Source organism: Paenibacillus sp. A3M_27_13 (assembly GCF_024213315.1).
GTDB lineage: Bacteria > Bacillota > Bacilli > Paenibacillales > Paenibacillaceae > Paenibacillus > Paenibacillus polymyxa_B.
The window spans coordinates 51,676-68,846 of record NZ_JANAVE010000008.1 but is presented as its reverse complement, the minus strand read 5'-3'; the positions used below and the strand labels follow the sequence as shown (position 1 = coordinate 68,846).

The window sequence follows — 17,171 nt, the reverse complement described above, 5'->3', positions numbered from 1 at the left end:
ATCTTATAAAATTGTTTTTAAAAATGCAAGTGATAATTTTATTAATTTTAAAAAATTACGTTTTTTATATAGAAATCATAGTGATAGTAATTTTTATATAGAAAAAGTTGCCTACCCTGTTAAAGAGCAAACAACTTTTTGTTTTCGTATCCAATATTAAATTACTTGAAAGTGCTTTAAGGCATTCTTAATCATATCTACCTTATTGGTATCATGTGTTTTGCGGGAGAGCGATACAACCGCCTCTATAAGTCTCTACCTGTAGTGACAATTGTTGCTCCGTTGCTGTATACGCCAATACACCTTAATTATTAGTCTTTCCTGACCAATAGTGAACAGCACTCCACATGTGTCGAGACGATGGAAAGAATATAGTTAGATCAGAAAATAGCATGTCTATCCAAAAGAATAGAATCATTGATTAATCGGGGCTGTTCTCTAAACATATGCGGTCAATGACTACAATCCGGTGCAATCAGATAACGTGAGTCTCAGATAAGCAAGCATAAATCCTTTAGCTGCCCTTCTGTAGCGAAATCATCATGTTCACCAGCAAAGATGAATACCAACTTCTACAAGAAAGGTTATTTTCATTTACACATAGTTCTTGATGCTACCGTCTAAACTTATTGAGAAGGAAATTCCTAATCAAAACTATTATAACTTCTGGTAGAAACACAATAAACATAAATAGGGGTATGATGAGTGGTAAATTTGCAATGAAAACTTCTGCCCCCTGCCCCCCCTCAATCCAAAACCAAATTGGTACTGATAAAATCCATAACAATGCATTAGAAATGATTAAATATCGAAGGTTTTTCCAAAGAAAACAAAACAATACTGCAATGACTGCTGGTATCCCCCATGAAACTATCTTAGCACCATTACTTAATACCACAAATGCCGTAATAGGATAGAGTATTACTATTAATATCTGAACCAATCTATTATTATAAAAATTCAATTTTTCATCTCCCTCCTCTTATTTCAACAAACTCTCTTTTAGGATAATCATACATTATTTTTCCATTTACTTCCAGCATTCTTTGTGTATAATTAAGTATTGTATTTAAATTTATGGAAAATGGCGGTGTATTATGAAAAAATTAAAGATTTTTCACCTGCTCTACTAATACTTCTCTTCTTTACTTCTTTTCTTGGTGTAACTTCTGTAAGTGCTTCCGAAGTTGATCCTTCTGTAAGTGCTTCTGAGGCCACATATGGCTTTGCGCCATCAGCGTTAGATCCAGATTCAACCTATCCAGGAACCAATATTAGAGTCAGGGTAGGAGATGTGCTTTATTCATCAAAAGCATTAGGCGGAAGTGCAATGCTTGCCGGACATGTTGGAATTATTGGACCTGATTATATGGTTTATCATGTAAATGCCGTAAATGATAATCAAGGAGAAGGTGGAAAAAGGGATACCATTTCTATTACCAAACGAGGCATAAGGCTGGTGAATCAATCGCTGTCTATAGAGCGACTCATGGCCGTAACGCAGCTTATTGGGCACAAAACAATTACTCTTCGGTAACAAGTTACCATATACCTTGGGCAAATTGGGATAACTATCAACTTAAAACTATGAACCCTAATTACTGCTCTAAATTTATTTGGCAAGCATTCTATTATGGAAACTATAACACAGACTTTATTATGGGTTATTATGAACCAAATAAAGAAGCTATTGTAACTCCAGGTCAAGTGATTAATAGTAATGATCTTACGTATGTGGGTTCGTTCAATAGTCGTAACTAAAACATAAATATGCATATTCAAAGCAAACGAAAAAACGTATTTAGTCGAGTAAACTAAATACGTTTTTTTGTTTACACAGCTATTCGACTAGGTAAGTAATGAAAGTATTGATAATACCCGCCACTGTACACAACTTAACCCCCTCTCATTTCTCCTACTTCCAAAAATACACACTGAAAGCCCCCAACTAATGGGTCATTTTGTAAACTAAATCTCTCTTTCAACCGATAAATACATATGCTGGACTGTTTAATAAATATCACCTCTTACCCTTTTGTACTTAGAATGAAAGCTTACTCGGAACATCTGTATCCGAATAAGAACGTTTTGTATCCAACAAACTCAGCGATACATATGGGTCTTAACTCAAAGTTGTATTCATCCATTTCTTCTATTCGTCAGACTCGAATTAAAATTGCTGCACTTTACTTTTGTAATCAGCCATCGCATCTAGAAAGGAGTCATGAACTCACTTGAGCATATTATCAGATGGGATCGGGTATGAAAGCCTACGCTTTTATGGCCCCTTTCAGCCGAAACACATCGATCAACTTCAAATAACACGTACCATTAATGATCATACTTTTTTACATATCAGTGGTATGCTCTCCGAAGAACAGGGAGCCGCATGCATCGGACAAAATATAGAGCAAGAGCCGATTGTGATTCGTCAGTTGGATGATCAAGGACAATCGCTAAGAAGACTGTTCCACGGGATCGTTACGCAAATGTCTGTGAATTGCACACGTGGAGTATATACCTTTGAACTGAAGGCTGCTTCCCATTCCTATCAAATGGATATCAAGGTAAAAAGACGCTCCTATCAAGATATTCACCGCACCTATGATGATCTGGTCACTGCGCTGGTTCGAAAATATCAATACGGAGATGCCATTGATACGGTAAGCAACTATGCCAAATTAGAGACATTTGTTTTACAATATGAGGAGACCGATTGGGCGTTTTTAAAACGTCTCGCTTCTCGCTTCGGCTCCGTACTTGTGCCAGAGGTAACCGCAGCCTCGCCCAAGGTTTTCTTCGGGATGCCGGAAGGCAAGCAGCATAAGGTGGAGCGGGATGTATTTTATCGTGTACGAAAAACGTTTCATGAGTTGGATTCAGAAAAGGCGAGAGAACGTGCTGGCTCGTATATCACCTATACGATCGAAAGCCTACAATACTATGCGCTGGGCGACCTCATCACGTTACCCATCGGGCCAGGCAAAGAACTGGTCGTGGTTCGAGCCGTGACCACACTAACGGATGGTTTACTACGCACTTGCTATGATCTTCAAACTGAACAAGATATCCGCTATGCGCGGTATGAAAACGATCAGGCTACTGGAATTTCGCTGACAGGAACGGTGCTCAAGGTACAGCAGGATTTTGTACAGCTACAACTGGACATCGACCCGAAGCAAGATCCTGCCAAAGCCTGCTGGTTTCCCGTCGCCACCCGTTATGTCGCGGAAGAGCATAGCGGCTGGTACGATATGCCTGAGATCGGGGAACAGGTGGAATTGTATCTGCCTATCCAACGCGAACAAGATGCCTATGTAACGGATTCACTGCGACAACAACGCCACACCAATGGACAGCCGAATGTGAAGGTATGGCAACATGTGCAAGGAAGCGGCATAGAAATGTCTGAGCAAGAACTGACCCTGTCCACCTCGGATGAATTTTCAATTACACTAAATGAAGATGGTGGCATTACCGTTAACAGTCCGGGGAATGTGCAGATTCAGGGTGGTCATGTGAAGCTCAATGCAGGTGAGGAACTATCACTGGAAGCTGGCACGGCGCTATACTTAATAGGTGGAGCCAGCAGCATGGTATTGGATGGTGAGACAGACACCAAAGCTCCAGTGATTTATCAAGAAGGTACGGTAAAAGCTCCAGTTTTCGTAGCTGACCTTCCTCCTGTACCTGAGCCTCCATTGATGAGTATTAAAGTCTATGAAGCGGCTCAAACTGCAGCAATAGCCAAAGCTCCATCCAGCAACACTCCTACCGCGAAAGTCACAAGTCCGGCAGCCCTTCAACAGGCCAAAGCTTTGATGGGTACGGTGTCTAAGCTTTTAGGCTCCATTCCGGTGATGGGAAAAGTGGCTGGTGCTGTTATAGGAGCACTAAGTGGGCCTGCGGCGGGTGTCATTCTGAAAGCAACTGCAGCCATTCCTGTTCGAAGTAAAGGAACACCTACGGTTGGGGGAGGCGGTAAGGGAACCAGAATTCATCCGTTAAAATACTTGGCTGGTTTAACAATGCAGGGACTGGTCAGTCAATACGAGTATGAGCGAGCTCAGGAAGCCTATTATAACAAGTGGATTTTGGGGAAAGTGTATACAAGTGCTCGTCATGTGGCTCATTCCGGTGGAACATTGGAGCTGGTTCAAAACTTGCTGAAAGAGTCTAAGATGATGGTTCATGCGTATCAGCAGGTTCCTAAAAGTGTTCGTAAAAAATGGATTAGGGATTATATGAAGCAACAACCTCCTCCTAAGCCGCTTTCCCCAGAAGAAGAAAAATTACAGAGAGCAAGAAAGTATGCGCAAAGTATTCGTGACTGGGAAGCTAATCGTCCCGAACCCCCTAAAAAAAGCTTTGGCGAGGAAACCACACTCTTTTTCCAGGGCATGGAGGAAACAGTTCAAGCGAACGTTGAAGGCTTGAAACAGTTAAAAGATGCTCTTATCGAGCATCCTGTGGATACTATAAGTACTATAGTGTCGGGCCAATATGAAGAGGCAAAGGGAGATTTGGTATTTGCTAAAAATTATGTTTTGGATCAGGAAAATGCCAGAGATGAGTATCTCAAAGGTTTAAAAGAAGACGATAAACGGATGTTAGAGAAGGGCCAAAGTTACATGGAGGGTGAGACATTAGCTGGGGTGCTAATTAGCTCTCTTCTGGGTAAGGGAAAAATAAAAGGTGGAAAAGGGACACATCATAATTCCAAAGATGTTCCAGGACCAAAACCCTTGAAGCCAACGAATGAGCCGAAATCGAGTCTAACTAAAACTAAAGGGACGGGTAAACCTAAAACCAGAATAGATATTATGAATACGGTTCAAGCGACACTGAGTCCTGCTGCGAAGAAAATAAAAGAATTAGACCCGGATGCTAAAGTGGGGTATAGAGGTTCTTTGGCAACAGGCCAGAAAGGCTCACATAAGGGGAACGCGCCATTTGATCCAACGGACTTTGATATTGATGCATTTATTGTCAGTGATAAGCTGGCTTCAAGATTTCGGATTGATGATAAATGGAGGTCAGGGGCAAAAATTAAAGAGGTTGAACAATTACAACGGCAAGCCGATAAAATCCTTAAAGAATCTTTAGATGGTCTAAGGAGAGTGGATAAGAAAGGGAGACCAGACAAGCTTACTTTTCGTATATTTACGCAAGAAGAATATAACCAAAAAATTAAAGCAGGTACTCAAATAATTGATAATGATTAGGAGAAAAATTAATATGAAAAAATACCCTTACTTTACTTGTTCTCTACCAATAGATTCTGAGGAAGATATCTTTGGTGTTGCAAAGATTATTTCAGATAAACTGGTTGGTGGTATTCCATTTGGTGGTTTAGAAGATTACATTTATGAAGAAGTACCGGCAGTATATGTTAATGCCAATATATTGGGTTTTGAGTTAGTTATACAAGGGTATGGAGGTGAGGGGGGATATATACTAGAAGTCAATCCAAGCCCATACACTGAAGGCCCAGATGATGCTGAGAGAGTGACGGTAGAAATAACAAGATACATTGCCTCACTTTTAGAAGGAACGGAAAAAATAAAAATAAAATATGAACAAATTAATGAACAGAACTATATTGAAATTTCTGAATAGGTCATTTTTTTACGATTAAAAAGCTGCCCAAAGCTTGTTCCGACTTGAATCTATGAGTCGGAATGGGCTTATTTTGCTTACAAAAACAATGACTTGCCATCCCTCCCCATCAGAGTTACCATACACACACTCAAACCACGGAAGGGGAAATGTGCCATGTCAAATTGGTCAGATTGGTTTCAAGAAGCATTACGCCAACGTTTTTATCAGTTGGAATTAGCCAGTGAACAACAGGCTTCATGTTCATTTGAGGACAAAAATCTATTCACTCAAGTTGAGCAATTTAAAATTAATCAAACTGAGAATATTCAGCAACTGCTATCCGAATGGGAAGAAGCCATAAGCTATCAGCTAAGTCAAGATAAACAATCCATCTATATGGAAGGAGTAAAAGACGGGATTCGATTGATCCTTCCCGTCATGCAGTCCACAGTCACTAGTTAGCTTTTGTTCACTTTAGTCTATGATTTTTTTAGTCCAGTATTTAATCTATACTCATTCCACTTTTCAAGGTAAAAACAAAATGCGCTGGTGAGAGAATGGTTATCTTCTCCACCAACGCATTAAATAGTTATCATCAGCAGCTCATAAAAACGGTCAATTTCCGTTCATTGCTTACTATTTTTCTTACGAATCATACCAAATAAAAAAATTAATAATAAAACAGAGAACAAAAATGTATAACCTATTAGCAAGGGTTTTAGATTAGATTCTCCTGTATTGATATATATTCTTCCTACTAGAATAAGAAGCATAATTAATGATAGTCCAAAATTTTCACGGTTATATTTCCTTGTCTTATATTTAATAATTCTATAAATCAGAAAAAATAGTAGCAAGAAAGATACTATTGAGATAATAACGAAAACCATATTTGCATGTCCCCCTTTAAAATAAAATTAGCAAAGGTTTAATATCACCTTTGCTAATTTTATTACTCTTCAGTCGAAAATTACATACGTTGAATATAATTATATGCTTGTTTAAGACTTGATCTAGCTTGTGAACGATCATTAACCACACCAGCCGCTGATGCTGCTCCAGTAAGTCCAGAGCCAACTAATCCTACAACTGTTTCCCATGTAACTGCCGCTACACCAAGAGCAATCAAAGTTTGAGCCAAATTATATTTTATACTGGCATGAGAAGTAGCAAAAGCGTTTATGTTACTTATAGCTAGGGATGTGTATGGACCTGTGATAGGGACATTTGTTTTGGAAACATGGCTTCCATCTGGTCCCCAACTAGTCCATATTTTAAAGTCATTATAACTAAAAAAGTTATATGTTTTATAGTTACCATAGACGATCCTCTGGAACAATTCCCTTGGTATCTTTTCTGACCGCTTCAATTTCTTCTTTGTTGATAGGAACTTGGATATCTGGATCATTCTTAATTTCCTGCTCCGACTGATACCATCTGATCGAGCTCGTTATATCACTCATATTGAGTACGTTCTTTTTATCTACAGCAATATAACAAATTCCAGATTTATCAGGTAAATACCGATAACTGGTTGCCCGGTATTCGCCCCTTCCATATAACGCAGGACAGAGGAAACTCTCCAGCTGTTGCTTCAATTTGCTCCAGGACATGTATCCTTCTATGTTCTCAAAGCCTACTACCAGTATTTGCGGCTGTCAGGCTTTCTTTTTGAAAGATGAGACAATTTATTTAAATCACTTTGTATCCTACATTCATTTAATCTGTTTTCTGTAGCGCATGGGCCATAAAATCCTTAACCAGCATCGCCACGCACTCCACATGCACCGTATGCGGAAACATATCTACGGGTTGCACTTCCACAGTACTATACCCGCCATCCTCCAATATCCTTAAATCCCGTGCCAATGTGCTTGGATTACACGATACATACACCACGCGCTCTGGCTTCATCTCCAGAATGGTGTCGAGTAGGCGTGGATCACAGCCCTTGCGGGGTGGATCGACGACGATAACGTCGGCGGTGATGCCTTGCTCTTTCCATGCAGGAATGACGTCCTCGGACGCGCCTACCTCAAATTTCACATTACGCATTTCGTTCAATAGCGCATTACTCCGTGCATCGTCGATGGCTTCTTTGACGATTTCGACCCCATACACCTGGTCCGCATGCTGGGCGAGAAACAAAGAAATCGTGCCGATGCCGCAATACGCATCAATTACCGTTTCTTTGCCCGTGAGCCCGGCATATTCGACAGTTTTGCTATACAGCACTTCCGTTTGTACGGGATTCACCTGATAAAAGGATCGCGCGGAAATCGCAAACTGTACGTTTCCAATGTAGTCGTAGATCACGTCACGACCCCACAGTACACGAGTCTCGTCGCCAAAAATAACGTTCGTTCGCTTCGTATTCACGTTCTGGCATATGCTTGCCACGTGTGGGATATGCTCACAGATACTGCCGATCCACGCATCTGCATGCGGAATATCTCGCCCATTCGTCACGAGCACCAGCATCATTTCACCCGTGCGAAAAGCAGTCTTTACAACGACATGGCGCAGCAGCCCACGTCCGGTTTCTTCATTATATGCACTTATGCCCAGCATTCGGCCAATCTCTTTCACACGTGCGACAACTTCGTCATTACGCTCATCCTGAATGAGACAGGTGTTCATATCCACAATTCGATGGCTGCCACGTGCGTAGAAACCGCCGACAAGCCCACCCTCGGTGACACCAATCGGCACCTGGGCTTTGTTGCGGTATCGCCAAGACTCACTCATACCGAGTGTAGGATGCACGACTACGCCATGTACACGCGACATGCTGTCGGCATTTCCATCCGCATTCATGGCCGAATCAGAAGTCGTGACTGTATCGGCCTCACCATCTGTATCCGCAGAAGCAGCCAAAACCTGTGCAGTATGCTCACTTGGCTCTGTAGCCACACTCAGCTTCCCGATACGCTCCAGCACGTCCACGACATGCTGGCGTTTCCAGCTGAGCTGCGCTTCGTAGCTCATATGCTGGATCTGGCAGCCACCGCATTGATCGTAGATGGCGCACGGAGCTGCAATCCGGTCAGGGCTAGCCTGCGCAATATCCAGCAGCTTGGCATACCCATACTGCTTTTTCGTTTTTAACACCTTTACTCGAACCTTTTCACCCGGTAACGCACCTGGAACGAACAGCGTAAAACCCTCGACACGTCCTACGCCCTCGCCATCGTGGTTCATGCCGATGATGTCTATCACGGCCTCATCGTTCTTTTGCACAGGCAGATCGCTACGCTCTACACTAGACCGGTTACGATTGGAAGCTTCCTGACTTCGTCCACCGTTGGAAGAACGACGAATATTTCGTCCATTTTCCCTTTTCTTCTGAGCCACTTCATTCATATTTCCATTTTTATGTTTGATTTCGGCTTGAAGCAGCCCATTTCCAGCTCTAACTCGAGACTGTTCCGGTTCTCTCTCTCTTGTCGCCTTCATAGTCTTTTTGTGCTGATTTCCTTGAACAGGAGTTACTGTTGCTGTATTCCGGCGGCTTTTTCCACGTCCGCTACGGTTATTCGTCATGATTGTCACTTCTTTCTGATCTTCTTTTTATGCGCTACATACAATACTAACGTCATCCAAGTATACAAACATCAACTCGAAAATGCCGTTACTCCCCACGGAGAACGGCAAGAACCAATATGTTCACAAAAACAACTACCTACTCTGAATTCCGTATACTATATTGCGTTGCCGCTCGGAAACAGAAGTATTTCCTCATTATTTCTCACCGGAAAACATTCAAATGATGAGGTAAATTCCGGAAGGTCGCTGGCAAGGTGCCGCCCAGTTCGCCATCCAGATTAAGCTGGACGTAACCGGGTGAGGTCACTTCCATGTAATCTGTTTTAAAATAAACTATCTTCTTATCCTGCAAATGCTCACCACGCAGCGCAAGTGTTACCAATCGGATCATTTCCGCCAGATTGCATTTCCGCACAGCGATGACGTCAAGCAGTCCATCATCTATTGTCGCCCCAGGAGCAAGCTTTTCAAACCCGCCCACCGAATTCGTATTCGCAATCAGGAAGAGCATAAACTCGTCGTGGATCACTTCCTGACCCGATGCCTTGATGATCAGCTCCTGTGGAGCAAGGCTGACCATCTTCTCCATGCCTTTAAAATAATACGCCAACTGGCCAATCATCGTTTTTAGCTTGCTCGGAACTTCATACGTAAGCTCGGTTAAAGTTCCCCCGCCTGCAATGTTGATAAAGTAGCGGTCGTTCGCTTTTCCTATATCCAGTGGCTTCGGATTTTGACGAATAACTAGGTCGCAATAATCCTCCCAGTGCTTGGGGATGCCCAGTGCCCTGGCGAAATCATTCGTCGTCCCCAAAGGAAACACACCCAGGGGCGGGCGGTTTTCTCTTTCAGCCATCCCGTTAATGACCTCATACAATGTACCGTCGCCACCAGCGGCGATAATCATGTCATACCCACGCTCAATGGCCTCTATTGCGGCACGCGTTGCGTCCCCTTCACCCGTAGTTGCATGGCAAGAGGCTTCAATACCACCTTCATCCAGGCGCTGCAAAACATCCGCAAGACGACGCTTCATTTCCTCACGCCCAGAGGTCGGATTATAGATTAATCTAGCTCTTTTCATTCCGTTACGCCACCCGTATATTTAATGATATTTATATTCACATAGCAGTTCATCACATTCAGTCTGTACAAAATATCATCATACTGGAAAAAGACCTCTTTTACAATAAAAGAAGCCAGACTTTGCCCAAATAAGGAAATTTAAGGCTAAGATGACGCTATAGCCGAACTAGACTACCTATGACTTGACCTTGCTTGCTTCTGCACACTTTGCAATAATTCACGAACTTGTCTATCCATCCAGCTTGTGAGCAAAGGATGCGGCAATAAAGGATCTCCTGAATAACGGTATTCGAGCCCCTGCAAGCGTTTAGGAATTATGTGACTTGTAAAATATCCAGAACTCAAAAATAGCGGTGCCACAATAACATCATGACCCCGCTCCTGATTCCAATACGCTGCCTTGTCGTACACACTCTCGGGATTTAGCAAAGCGTGGTCCGTGATGATACCGCTCACGCTTTGCACCGTACGGGCCAGGGAAGAAATCCCCTGCTCCCAGCGCTGAAAAAAGCCGTTGTGCACACTGCCGTGACCTACGAGTAAAATAACCTCTCTCGCAGGGTCGGCCGACAGCGGGCGAACCTTGTCCCACACCATGCGGGCAACATCTTCTCCATCATCCAGCGGGCTGCCAAAATGTACTCGCGCCTTCATTCGAAACGGCTTCAAATCTGTTTCTTTGTCCGGCGCATCTTTGACACCCAGCGCATAGCTAATCTCATCTACATGCGTACTGCCTGATGACACAAACAAAGGTATAACCAATATATCTGTTACACCCAAGGCTTCCAGATGGTCAATACCATTTTGAATCAATCTTTCTTTAACCGTTTCCAAAAATGAAACCTCTACCGGTATTTCTTCCGGCAAATGGAGCTTTGCAACTGCCTGATCCACCTGTTCCACCCAATAAGGCTCCCTAGAGCCGTGGCTGATTACCAGTATCCCAGGGCTCCGCATTAGCGTCCCAGACGTTCCAAAGTCATTTTATACCCATCATTACCATAGTTCAGGCAACGTTTAACACGTGAAATGGTGGCTGTACTGGCCCCTGTCTCTGCTTCAATCTGATTATATGTGCTGCCTTTGCCTAGCATACGGGCAACCTCTAGACGTTGGGAGAGGGATTGAATTTCATTAATCGTGCACAGATCATCAAAAAATACATAGCACTCTTCCAAATTTTTAAGAGTTAAAATAGCTTCGAACAATTGATCAATACTTTTATCATTAAGCTTCTTAAGCTGCATGGATTATCATCTCCCAAGGTTACGATCTCTCCTCATTGTACCCGAGGAATAGTCGCTTTTTCAAGCATTAACGGTTTCACGCATTACAGAACAACATTATGACCATAGAAACGTACCGTACGAATGCCCAAATCCGCTTTTATACCTGATTTCGGGACACGCGCCTAAACCCACTGTGCGTTTGTAACATACAGTAGAGTATCAACCTGCAAAGGAATGTGATCTCATGCCTGGACACTACTATCATCGGAGGCCGCTACAGCGTTCCCTTTCCGATCCGTATAGTTCATCTCCTTATCCCGGACTCGATCCATACAACGAGGTTCCGCAAGCCGGTTCTTCCGGGCTGGTTCCTTACGAGGCGCCAGCGAGTATTACGGATTCTGCCGTGGTCACACCAGACCCGGTTCCAGCCAAAGGAGGACTGCTTGGGGGTCTTGGCAACCTCAGTAATCTCAACGAAATCAAAGGCTTCATTGACCGTATGGGTGGTATTGATGGAATTGTTGCTACAGTCGGCAAGGTGCAAAAGGTCATGTCCAGTGTGCAGCAATTTGCTCCAATGGCGAAGCTGATTATGGGTTCGCTCCCAGCATTCGGCAAATCCGCGAGCAAAAATTCTGCAACAGATATCACCGAGGAATTGGATGAATACACACCACCACGCCCACGTCGGAAAAAGACGCAGCGCAAAAGCACCACTACCCCACGCAGACGTCCGCGCAAGCGCAAAAGAAAGTAGACTATACTATTTGAACCAGCCTCGGCGCATAAACCAGACCACCATTGCAACACTCAACAAAAACATGAAGAACAGTACGCCAAAATATCCATATTTCCAGCCCAACTCGGGCATATTCGAAAAATTCATACCATAGATTCCTGCAATCAGCGTCAAGGGCATAAAAACGGTCGTAATTACGGTCAGCGTCTTCATAATTGAATTCATGCGATTGGAATTGAGCGATATATAACTGTCCCTCAGGTCGGCTGTCATCTCGCGGTCGGCCTCCAGCATGTCTGTCAGCTTCAATAAATGATCATATATATCGGTAAAATAAGCCATATGGTCTCCTTGGCCCTGCACATGCTGCGAATTCAAAACTCGGTACATTAGATCACGCATGGGTACGATGGTACGGCGCAGCTTGAGCAGCCTGCCACGCAGGTCAAACACCTGCTTCATTAATTCCTCTACGGATTCGCGACCGCCCAAGCCCTCCAGCTCGGCTAATTCATCCTCAATCATAAAAAGGCTCGGAAAATAGTTATCTACCAGCTTGTCCATCACCGTGTAGGCTGCAGCCAGCGGTCCTCGCGACCATATTTTGCGTTCATTCGCATGCTGGACAATCCGCTCCCAGGCTTGATCCAGCTCCTCTAACTCATGATGGTGATATGTAACCAAAAAACGACTGCTAATAAACATATCCACTTCTTCCGCAGCTAACGTATCTACATCAAGCGCATGCACGACCAGAAACTGCACATCCTCGTAATAATCCAATTTGGGACGTTGCAGAACATGCATACAATCCTCCACAGCCAATGGGTGAAAATGAAAATAACTCGTCAGCAGCTCCGTCTCGCGATCTGTAGGCTCGCTAAAATCTACCCACATCCATATATAATCCTCCATGACGATCAGATCCAATGGTTTTCCCACTGTTACCTGATGATCATGACCTATAGCCAATGTACGTATCACCGTACGTCCCCCTCGCTTACACTTCCGTCTGATATGTTATTTATATTTTATATAAGCCAATTAACATTATACAAATCTCAAGTTCTAAATTCCTTTTAATAAAGAAAAGGATATCTCCGGGCCAACATGCCTCCCAAGATATCCTTTATCCTCGTGCAGAGTAGTTCTTATCTTCAAAGCAAGCCTTCCACTTACGAAAATAAGCATCATAAAAGAAAAATCACTCACGTTCATTAAAGATGCACACGAAAAGCCACTAAGCGGTCGGATGCTTACCTCGCTATATCCCCCTCGGCGCAGCAAGCAAAGCGCTGCGCCAATTCCTTCTGCCTATACCCCCCCATTTAAAATGGGGCAGGCTTTTGCGAAGAAAGGAGCGCTCAGCAAGTAGTAGCGGAGCGCTCCATTTGAATCTGGAGAAGCGGAGCGTTCGCCTTTGCCCCTGAATTTTCACCTTATAAGATCTTATATAATCCAAAAAAATCCAGGGGCAACAGCGATCGAAAGATCAAATGGACTGCGGAGCGATCGCACACTACGTCCTTACCTGCACTCACGGCAAACCTTGCCCACTTACAATACCTTCTCCAAGAAACTAATGGTCCGCTCATTTTTCGGATTACCAAATACCTCTTGTGGCGTTCCTTCTTCTACGATGTAACCACCGTCCATAAACACGACACGGTCGCTTACTTCGCGTGCAAAACCCATCTCATGCGTTACGATCATCATCGTCATGCCTTCACGCGCCAGATCTTTCATTACGCCGAGCACTTCGCCCACCATTTCAGGATCGAGCGCCGAGGTAGGCTCGTCAAACAGCATAATGTCTGGGCTCATTGCCAGCGCACGTGCAATCGCCACACGCTGTTTCTGACCGCCGGAAAGCTGTCCTGGCAGTGCATTTGCCTTATCGGCCAAACCTACACGATCCAGCAGCTTCAAAGCCGTTTCCCGAGCCTCTGCCTTGGACTGTTTGCCCAGTTCAGTCGGCGCGAACATAATGTTCTTGAGCACAGTCATATGCGGAAACAGATTGAAATGTTGAAATACCATACCTATATTTTCACGGACTTTGTTAATGTCCACGTTTTTGTCACTCAAGTTGTAGTCATCGACAATGACCTCACCTGCGGTAATTTCTTCAAGCATGTTCATACAACGCAAAAACGTACTTTTCCCCGAACCAGACGGGCCAATGACACACACAACTTCGCCTTCACGTACTTGCATGTCGATGCCCTTTAGCACTTGATTACTACCATAGCTTTTTTTCAGGTTTTTAACGATAATTTTACCCACGGCGAACTCTCCCTTCAAGACGGTTGGAAATTTTGGTCAGGACTGTAATGACGATAAGATACATCACCGCTACTACCAGCCAAATATCAAAGGATTGGAATGTCCGCGCAATAATGATCTTACCCGATTGGGTCAATTCGACCAAACCGATAACAGACAAAATGGACGTATCCTTCAACGTAATAACCAACTGATTGATAAACGACGGGATCATGATTTTCACAGCTTGTGGCAAAATGATTTTAAGCATAGCCGTCCGATAGGGTAGACCAAGCGAACGAGCTGCTTCCATTTGTCCCGGATCAATGGACTGAATACCACCACGGATAATCTCAGTTACATACGCGCCCGCATTCAGGGATAACGTCAATACAGCCGCGACAAAAAGCGGCATTTTGAAATCCAGTGCCTGTGGAATACCAAAGTAAATAAAGAAAGCAAGCACGATCAGCGGAATACCGCGGAATATATCGACGAATACAGTTGCAATACCACGGAACACCTTGTTATGGCTTACCTTCATAAAGCCAAACACCAATCCTAGGATAAAGGCTACGAGTAAAGATACAAGTGTGTACAGCAACGTATTTCCCATGCCCTTAATCAGCGAAGGCAGCGAAGCGGAAATCAGTCCCCAACGGCTGGTCTCTACAGGCGCCACACCTTTGCCAGACTCGCCAAGGTATTTAGCCAAAATTTTATCGTATTCCCCGCTATTGCGCAGATTAACAAGCCCTGCATTAAATTTCTCCAGCAACTCTTGGTTCTTGCCTTGGTTAACAGCAAACCCGTAAGAAGCACCTTTTTCCTTATCTGTTACCAGCTTAAGGCCGTTATTCTGGTTTACACCGTATGCCAGTACCGGATAGTCATCAAAGCAGGCAACCGAATTACCTGTTTTAACTTCATCATACATTTGAGAAGAATCGTCGAACGGTACTGTAGTAAAGCCGTATTTGGCCTTAATGGATTCTGCGAATGTGTAACCTTCCGTTCCTGTTTTGACAGCGACACGCTGCCCTTTCAAGTCCTCATAGCGTTTAACCGTATCATTATCCTTGCGGACCGCCATGACGACGCCTGAATCAAAATAAGGCTCGGAAAAATCAAATTTCCGCTTGCGTTCATCGGTAATACTCATCCCGGCAATGACACCATCCACTTGATTCGTTTCAAGGGCCTGCACTGCCGCGTTAAAGCCAAGGGGCTTAATGGTATATTCAAAATTCTGATCCTTGGCAATAGCTGCCAGCAAATCCATGTCGATACCGACAAATTTACCATCTACATCTTCAAACTCAAAAGGCGCGAACGTTGTATCCGTGCCAATATCATACTTTGTTTTATTTTCTGCATGTGCCACTACACCGAAATTACCGGCCAGGGCAACCACAAAAAACAAACAAATCATGAGCGCTATTAGTTTTCTAGATTTTTGCATAATTTCCTCCAGTCAGTTGAACGGTTCAAAGTTTTCTGTTTATTCTACAGGAGTTATTAAAAATTGACTACTTTGATGTCAGGTATTTTTTGAAAAACGTTTCATGGAACTATCTGGATGTGTGAACTTTGAAGAAGCAGTTTTATCCTAGAATGCCAATAAGCCCCTGCCGCAAAAAGCGGACGGAAGCTTATTGTGTATTCTATAGTGTGTACCTTTTTTTCAAGAAATAATAATGAACTAAAAAAGAATTTTGAAAATCAATCCAGATAACAGTGCAGCAATCGGTATGGTTATCACCCAAGTAATAATAATTCGACCGGCCAGCGACCAACGCACAGCGGAAAAGCGCTTCGCAGAACCCACACCCAAAATAGCCGAAGTAATGGCATGAGTAGTACTTACGGGCAAATGAAGCAATGTAGCTGTGAAAATAACAGAGGCTCCCGAAATGTCAGCTGCGAATCCGTTAATTGGCTCGATTTTAAAAATCTTGGTTCCCATCGTCTTGATGATTTTCCAGCCCCCGATAGACGTACCCAGCGCCATGGCTGTTGCGGCTGAAATTTTTACCCACATGGGTACTTCCAAATGGTCCTGATACCCCGCCGAAACGAGTGCGAATGTAATAATCCCCATCGCCTTTTGAGCATCATTCGTACCATGCGTGAACGACTGAAGCGCTGCTGTAATGACCTGCATTGTACGAAACCCTTTGTTCACCGTATGCGGACTACGATGAGCGAAGATATATTTTAAAATCATCATCACGATGTAACCGACAACAAAAGCAATCAACGGGGAGAAAATAAGTCCTTCGACAATCCCGATGAAGCCGCTCCAGTTTAATTTATCCGATCCCGCACCTACATACACCGCTCCAGCCAATGCACCAATCAATGCATGAGAAGAGGATGAAGGAATACCGAACCACCAGGTTAAGAGGTTCCAGATAATCGCAGCGATCAGCGTCGCAATGACGATATCAATTCCATTCGTAAGCTTGGTTGGATCAGCGACACTTCCACCAATGGTCTTCGCAACCCCTGTAAACAATATTGCCCCGAGAAAGTTCATGACCGCAGCCATAATAATCGCACGTCGCGGGGTCAATGCACGGGTCGATACCGAAGTTGCAATCGCGTTCGCCGTATCATGAAAACCATTAATAAAATCAAATGCAAGAGCAAGAAAAATAACAATACCCAATACCAATAAACTTGTATCCATGTAAAAG

The 17,171-nt window shown here is 43.6% G+C and carries 15 protein-coding genes and 1 pseudogene; 5 read left to right on the top strand and 11 right to left on the bottom strand.

Annotation, left to right across the window (positions count from 1 at the left end; translation table 11 throughout):
* Positions 1-613: 613 nt before the first annotated feature.
* Positions 614-964, bottom strand: coding sequence for a hypothetical protein (locus tag NLX82_RS21995; RefSeq protein WP_254349064.1), 351 nt, complete (start codon positions 962-964; stop codon positions 614-616).
* A gap of 126 nt (positions 965-1,090) precedes the next feature.
* Here NLX82_RS21995 and NLX82_RS21990 point away from each other — a divergent pair, with 126 nt between their 5' ends.
* The 4 genes from NLX82_RS21990 to NLX82_RS21975 all read left to right on the top strand — a co-directional run bounded on the left by NLX82_RS21990 (position 1,091) and on the right by NLX82_RS21975 (position 6,063).
* A complete protein-coding gene (locus NLX82_RS21990; RefSeq protein WP_254349063.1) occupies positions 1,091-1,537 on the top strand; it encodes a hypothetical protein in 447 nt (148 codons plus the stop codon).
* A 697-nt stretch (positions 1,538-2,234) separates the two neighbouring features.
* Positions 2,235-5,225: a contractile injection system protein, VgrG/Pvc8 family gene (locus tag NLX82_RS21985; RefSeq protein ID WP_254349062.1), complete on the top strand. Its 2,991-nt coding sequence runs from the start codon at positions 2,235-2,237 to the stop codon at positions 5,223-5,225.
* Between the two features lie 13 nt (positions 5,226-5,238).
* Complete coding sequence (locus NLX82_RS21980; protein WP_254349061.1) at positions 5,239-5,619, top strand: hypothetical protein; 381 nt, start codon at positions 5,239-5,241, stop codon at positions 5,617-5,619.
* A 156-nt stretch (positions 5,620-5,775) separates the two neighbouring features.
* The gene (locus NLX82_RS21975; RefSeq protein ID WP_254349060.1) at positions 5,776-6,063 is read left to right on the top strand and encodes a hypothetical protein; all 288 of its coding nucleotides are present in this window, start codon (positions 5,776-5,778) and stop codon (positions 6,061-6,063) included.
* A 508-nt stretch (positions 6,064-6,571) separates the two neighbouring features.
* Here the strand turns inward: NLX82_RS21975 and NLX82_RS21970 are convergent.
* The 6 genes and pseudogenes from NLX82_RS21970 to NLX82_RS21945 form a co-directional block, all read right to left on the bottom strand.
* Positions 6,572-6,940, bottom strand: coding sequence for a hypothetical protein (locus NLX82_RS21970; protein WP_254349059.1), 369 nt, complete (start codon positions 6,938-6,940; stop codon positions 6,572-6,574).
* Positions 6,921-7,214: pseudogene (locus NLX82_RS21965) on the bottom strand (SF0329 family protein); the annotation flags it as partial. The gene NLX82_RS21970 and the pseudogene NLX82_RS21965, both read right to left, overlap by 20 nt.
* Before the next feature lie 106 nt (positions 7,215-7,320).
* Complete coding sequence (rlmD, locus tag NLX82_RS21960; protein ID WP_254349058.1) at positions 7,321-9,144, bottom strand: 23S rRNA (uracil(1939)-C(5))-methyltransferase RlmD; 1,824 nt, start codon at positions 9,142-9,144, stop codon at positions 7,321-7,323.
* A 205-nt stretch (positions 9,145-9,349) separates the two neighbouring features.
* The gene (locus tag NLX82_RS21955) at positions 9,350-10,231 is read right to left on the bottom strand and encodes a diacylglycerol kinase (RefSeq protein ID WP_013308843.1); all 882 of its coding nucleotides are present in this window, start codon (positions 10,229-10,231) and stop codon (positions 9,350-9,352) included.
* Between the two features lie 173 nt (positions 10,232-10,404).
* Entirely contained in the window at positions 10,405-11,193 is a 789-nt protein-coding gene (locus NLX82_RS21950) for a sirohydrochlorin chelatase (RefSeq protein WP_076317402.1), read from the bottom strand.
* Positions 11,193-11,483, bottom strand: coding sequence for a YerC/YecD family TrpR-related protein (locus tag NLX82_RS21945; RefSeq protein ID WP_007428885.1), 291 nt, complete (start codon positions 11,481-11,483; stop codon positions 11,193-11,195). Before NLX82_RS21945 ends, NLX82_RS21950 begins: the two co-directional genes overlap by 1 nt.
* 226 nt (positions 11,484-11,709) lie before the next feature.
* On the opposite strand from NLX82_RS21945, the gene NLX82_RS21940 reads away from it, so the two are divergent.
* Positions 11,710-12,225, top strand: a complete 516-nt coding sequence (locus tag NLX82_RS21940) for a tyrosine protein kinase (protein ID WP_076159976.1) — start codon at positions 11,710-11,712, stop codon at positions 12,223-12,225.
* A gap of 6 nt (positions 12,226-12,231) precedes the next feature.
* On the opposite strand, the gene corA is transcribed toward NLX82_RS21940, so the two are convergent.
* The 4 genes from corA to NLX82_RS21920 all read right to left on the bottom strand — a co-directional run bounded on the left by corA (position 12,232) and on the right by NLX82_RS21920 (position 17,164).
* Positions 12,232-13,191 carry a magnesium/cobalt transporter CorA gene (corA, locus tag NLX82_RS21935; protein WP_254349057.1) on the bottom strand — a complete coding sequence of 320 codons (960 nt, stop codon included), beginning with the start codon at positions 13,189-13,191 and terminating at the stop codon, positions 12,232-12,234.
* Between the two features lie 573 nt (positions 13,192-13,764).
* Positions 13,765-14,493 carry an amino acid ABC transporter ATP-binding protein gene (locus NLX82_RS21930; RefSeq protein WP_254349056.1) on the bottom strand — a complete coding sequence of 243 codons (729 nt, stop codon included), beginning with the start codon at positions 14,491-14,493 and terminating at the stop codon, positions 13,765-13,767.
* Positions 14,486-15,934 carry an amino acid ABC transporter substrate-binding protein/permease gene (locus tag NLX82_RS21925; protein WP_023987086.1) on the bottom strand — a complete coding sequence of 483 codons (1,449 nt, stop codon included), beginning with the start codon at positions 15,932-15,934 and terminating at the stop codon, positions 14,486-14,488. Before NLX82_RS21925 ends, NLX82_RS21930 begins: the two co-directional genes overlap by 8 nt.
* Before the next feature lie 240 nt (positions 15,935-16,174).
* Positions 16,175-17,164: an inorganic phosphate transporter gene (locus NLX82_RS21920; RefSeq protein ID WP_023987085.1), complete on the bottom strand. Its 990-nt coding sequence runs from the start codon at positions 17,162-17,164 to the stop codon at positions 16,175-16,177.
* Between the last annotated feature and the right edge of the window lie 7 nt (positions 17,165-17,171).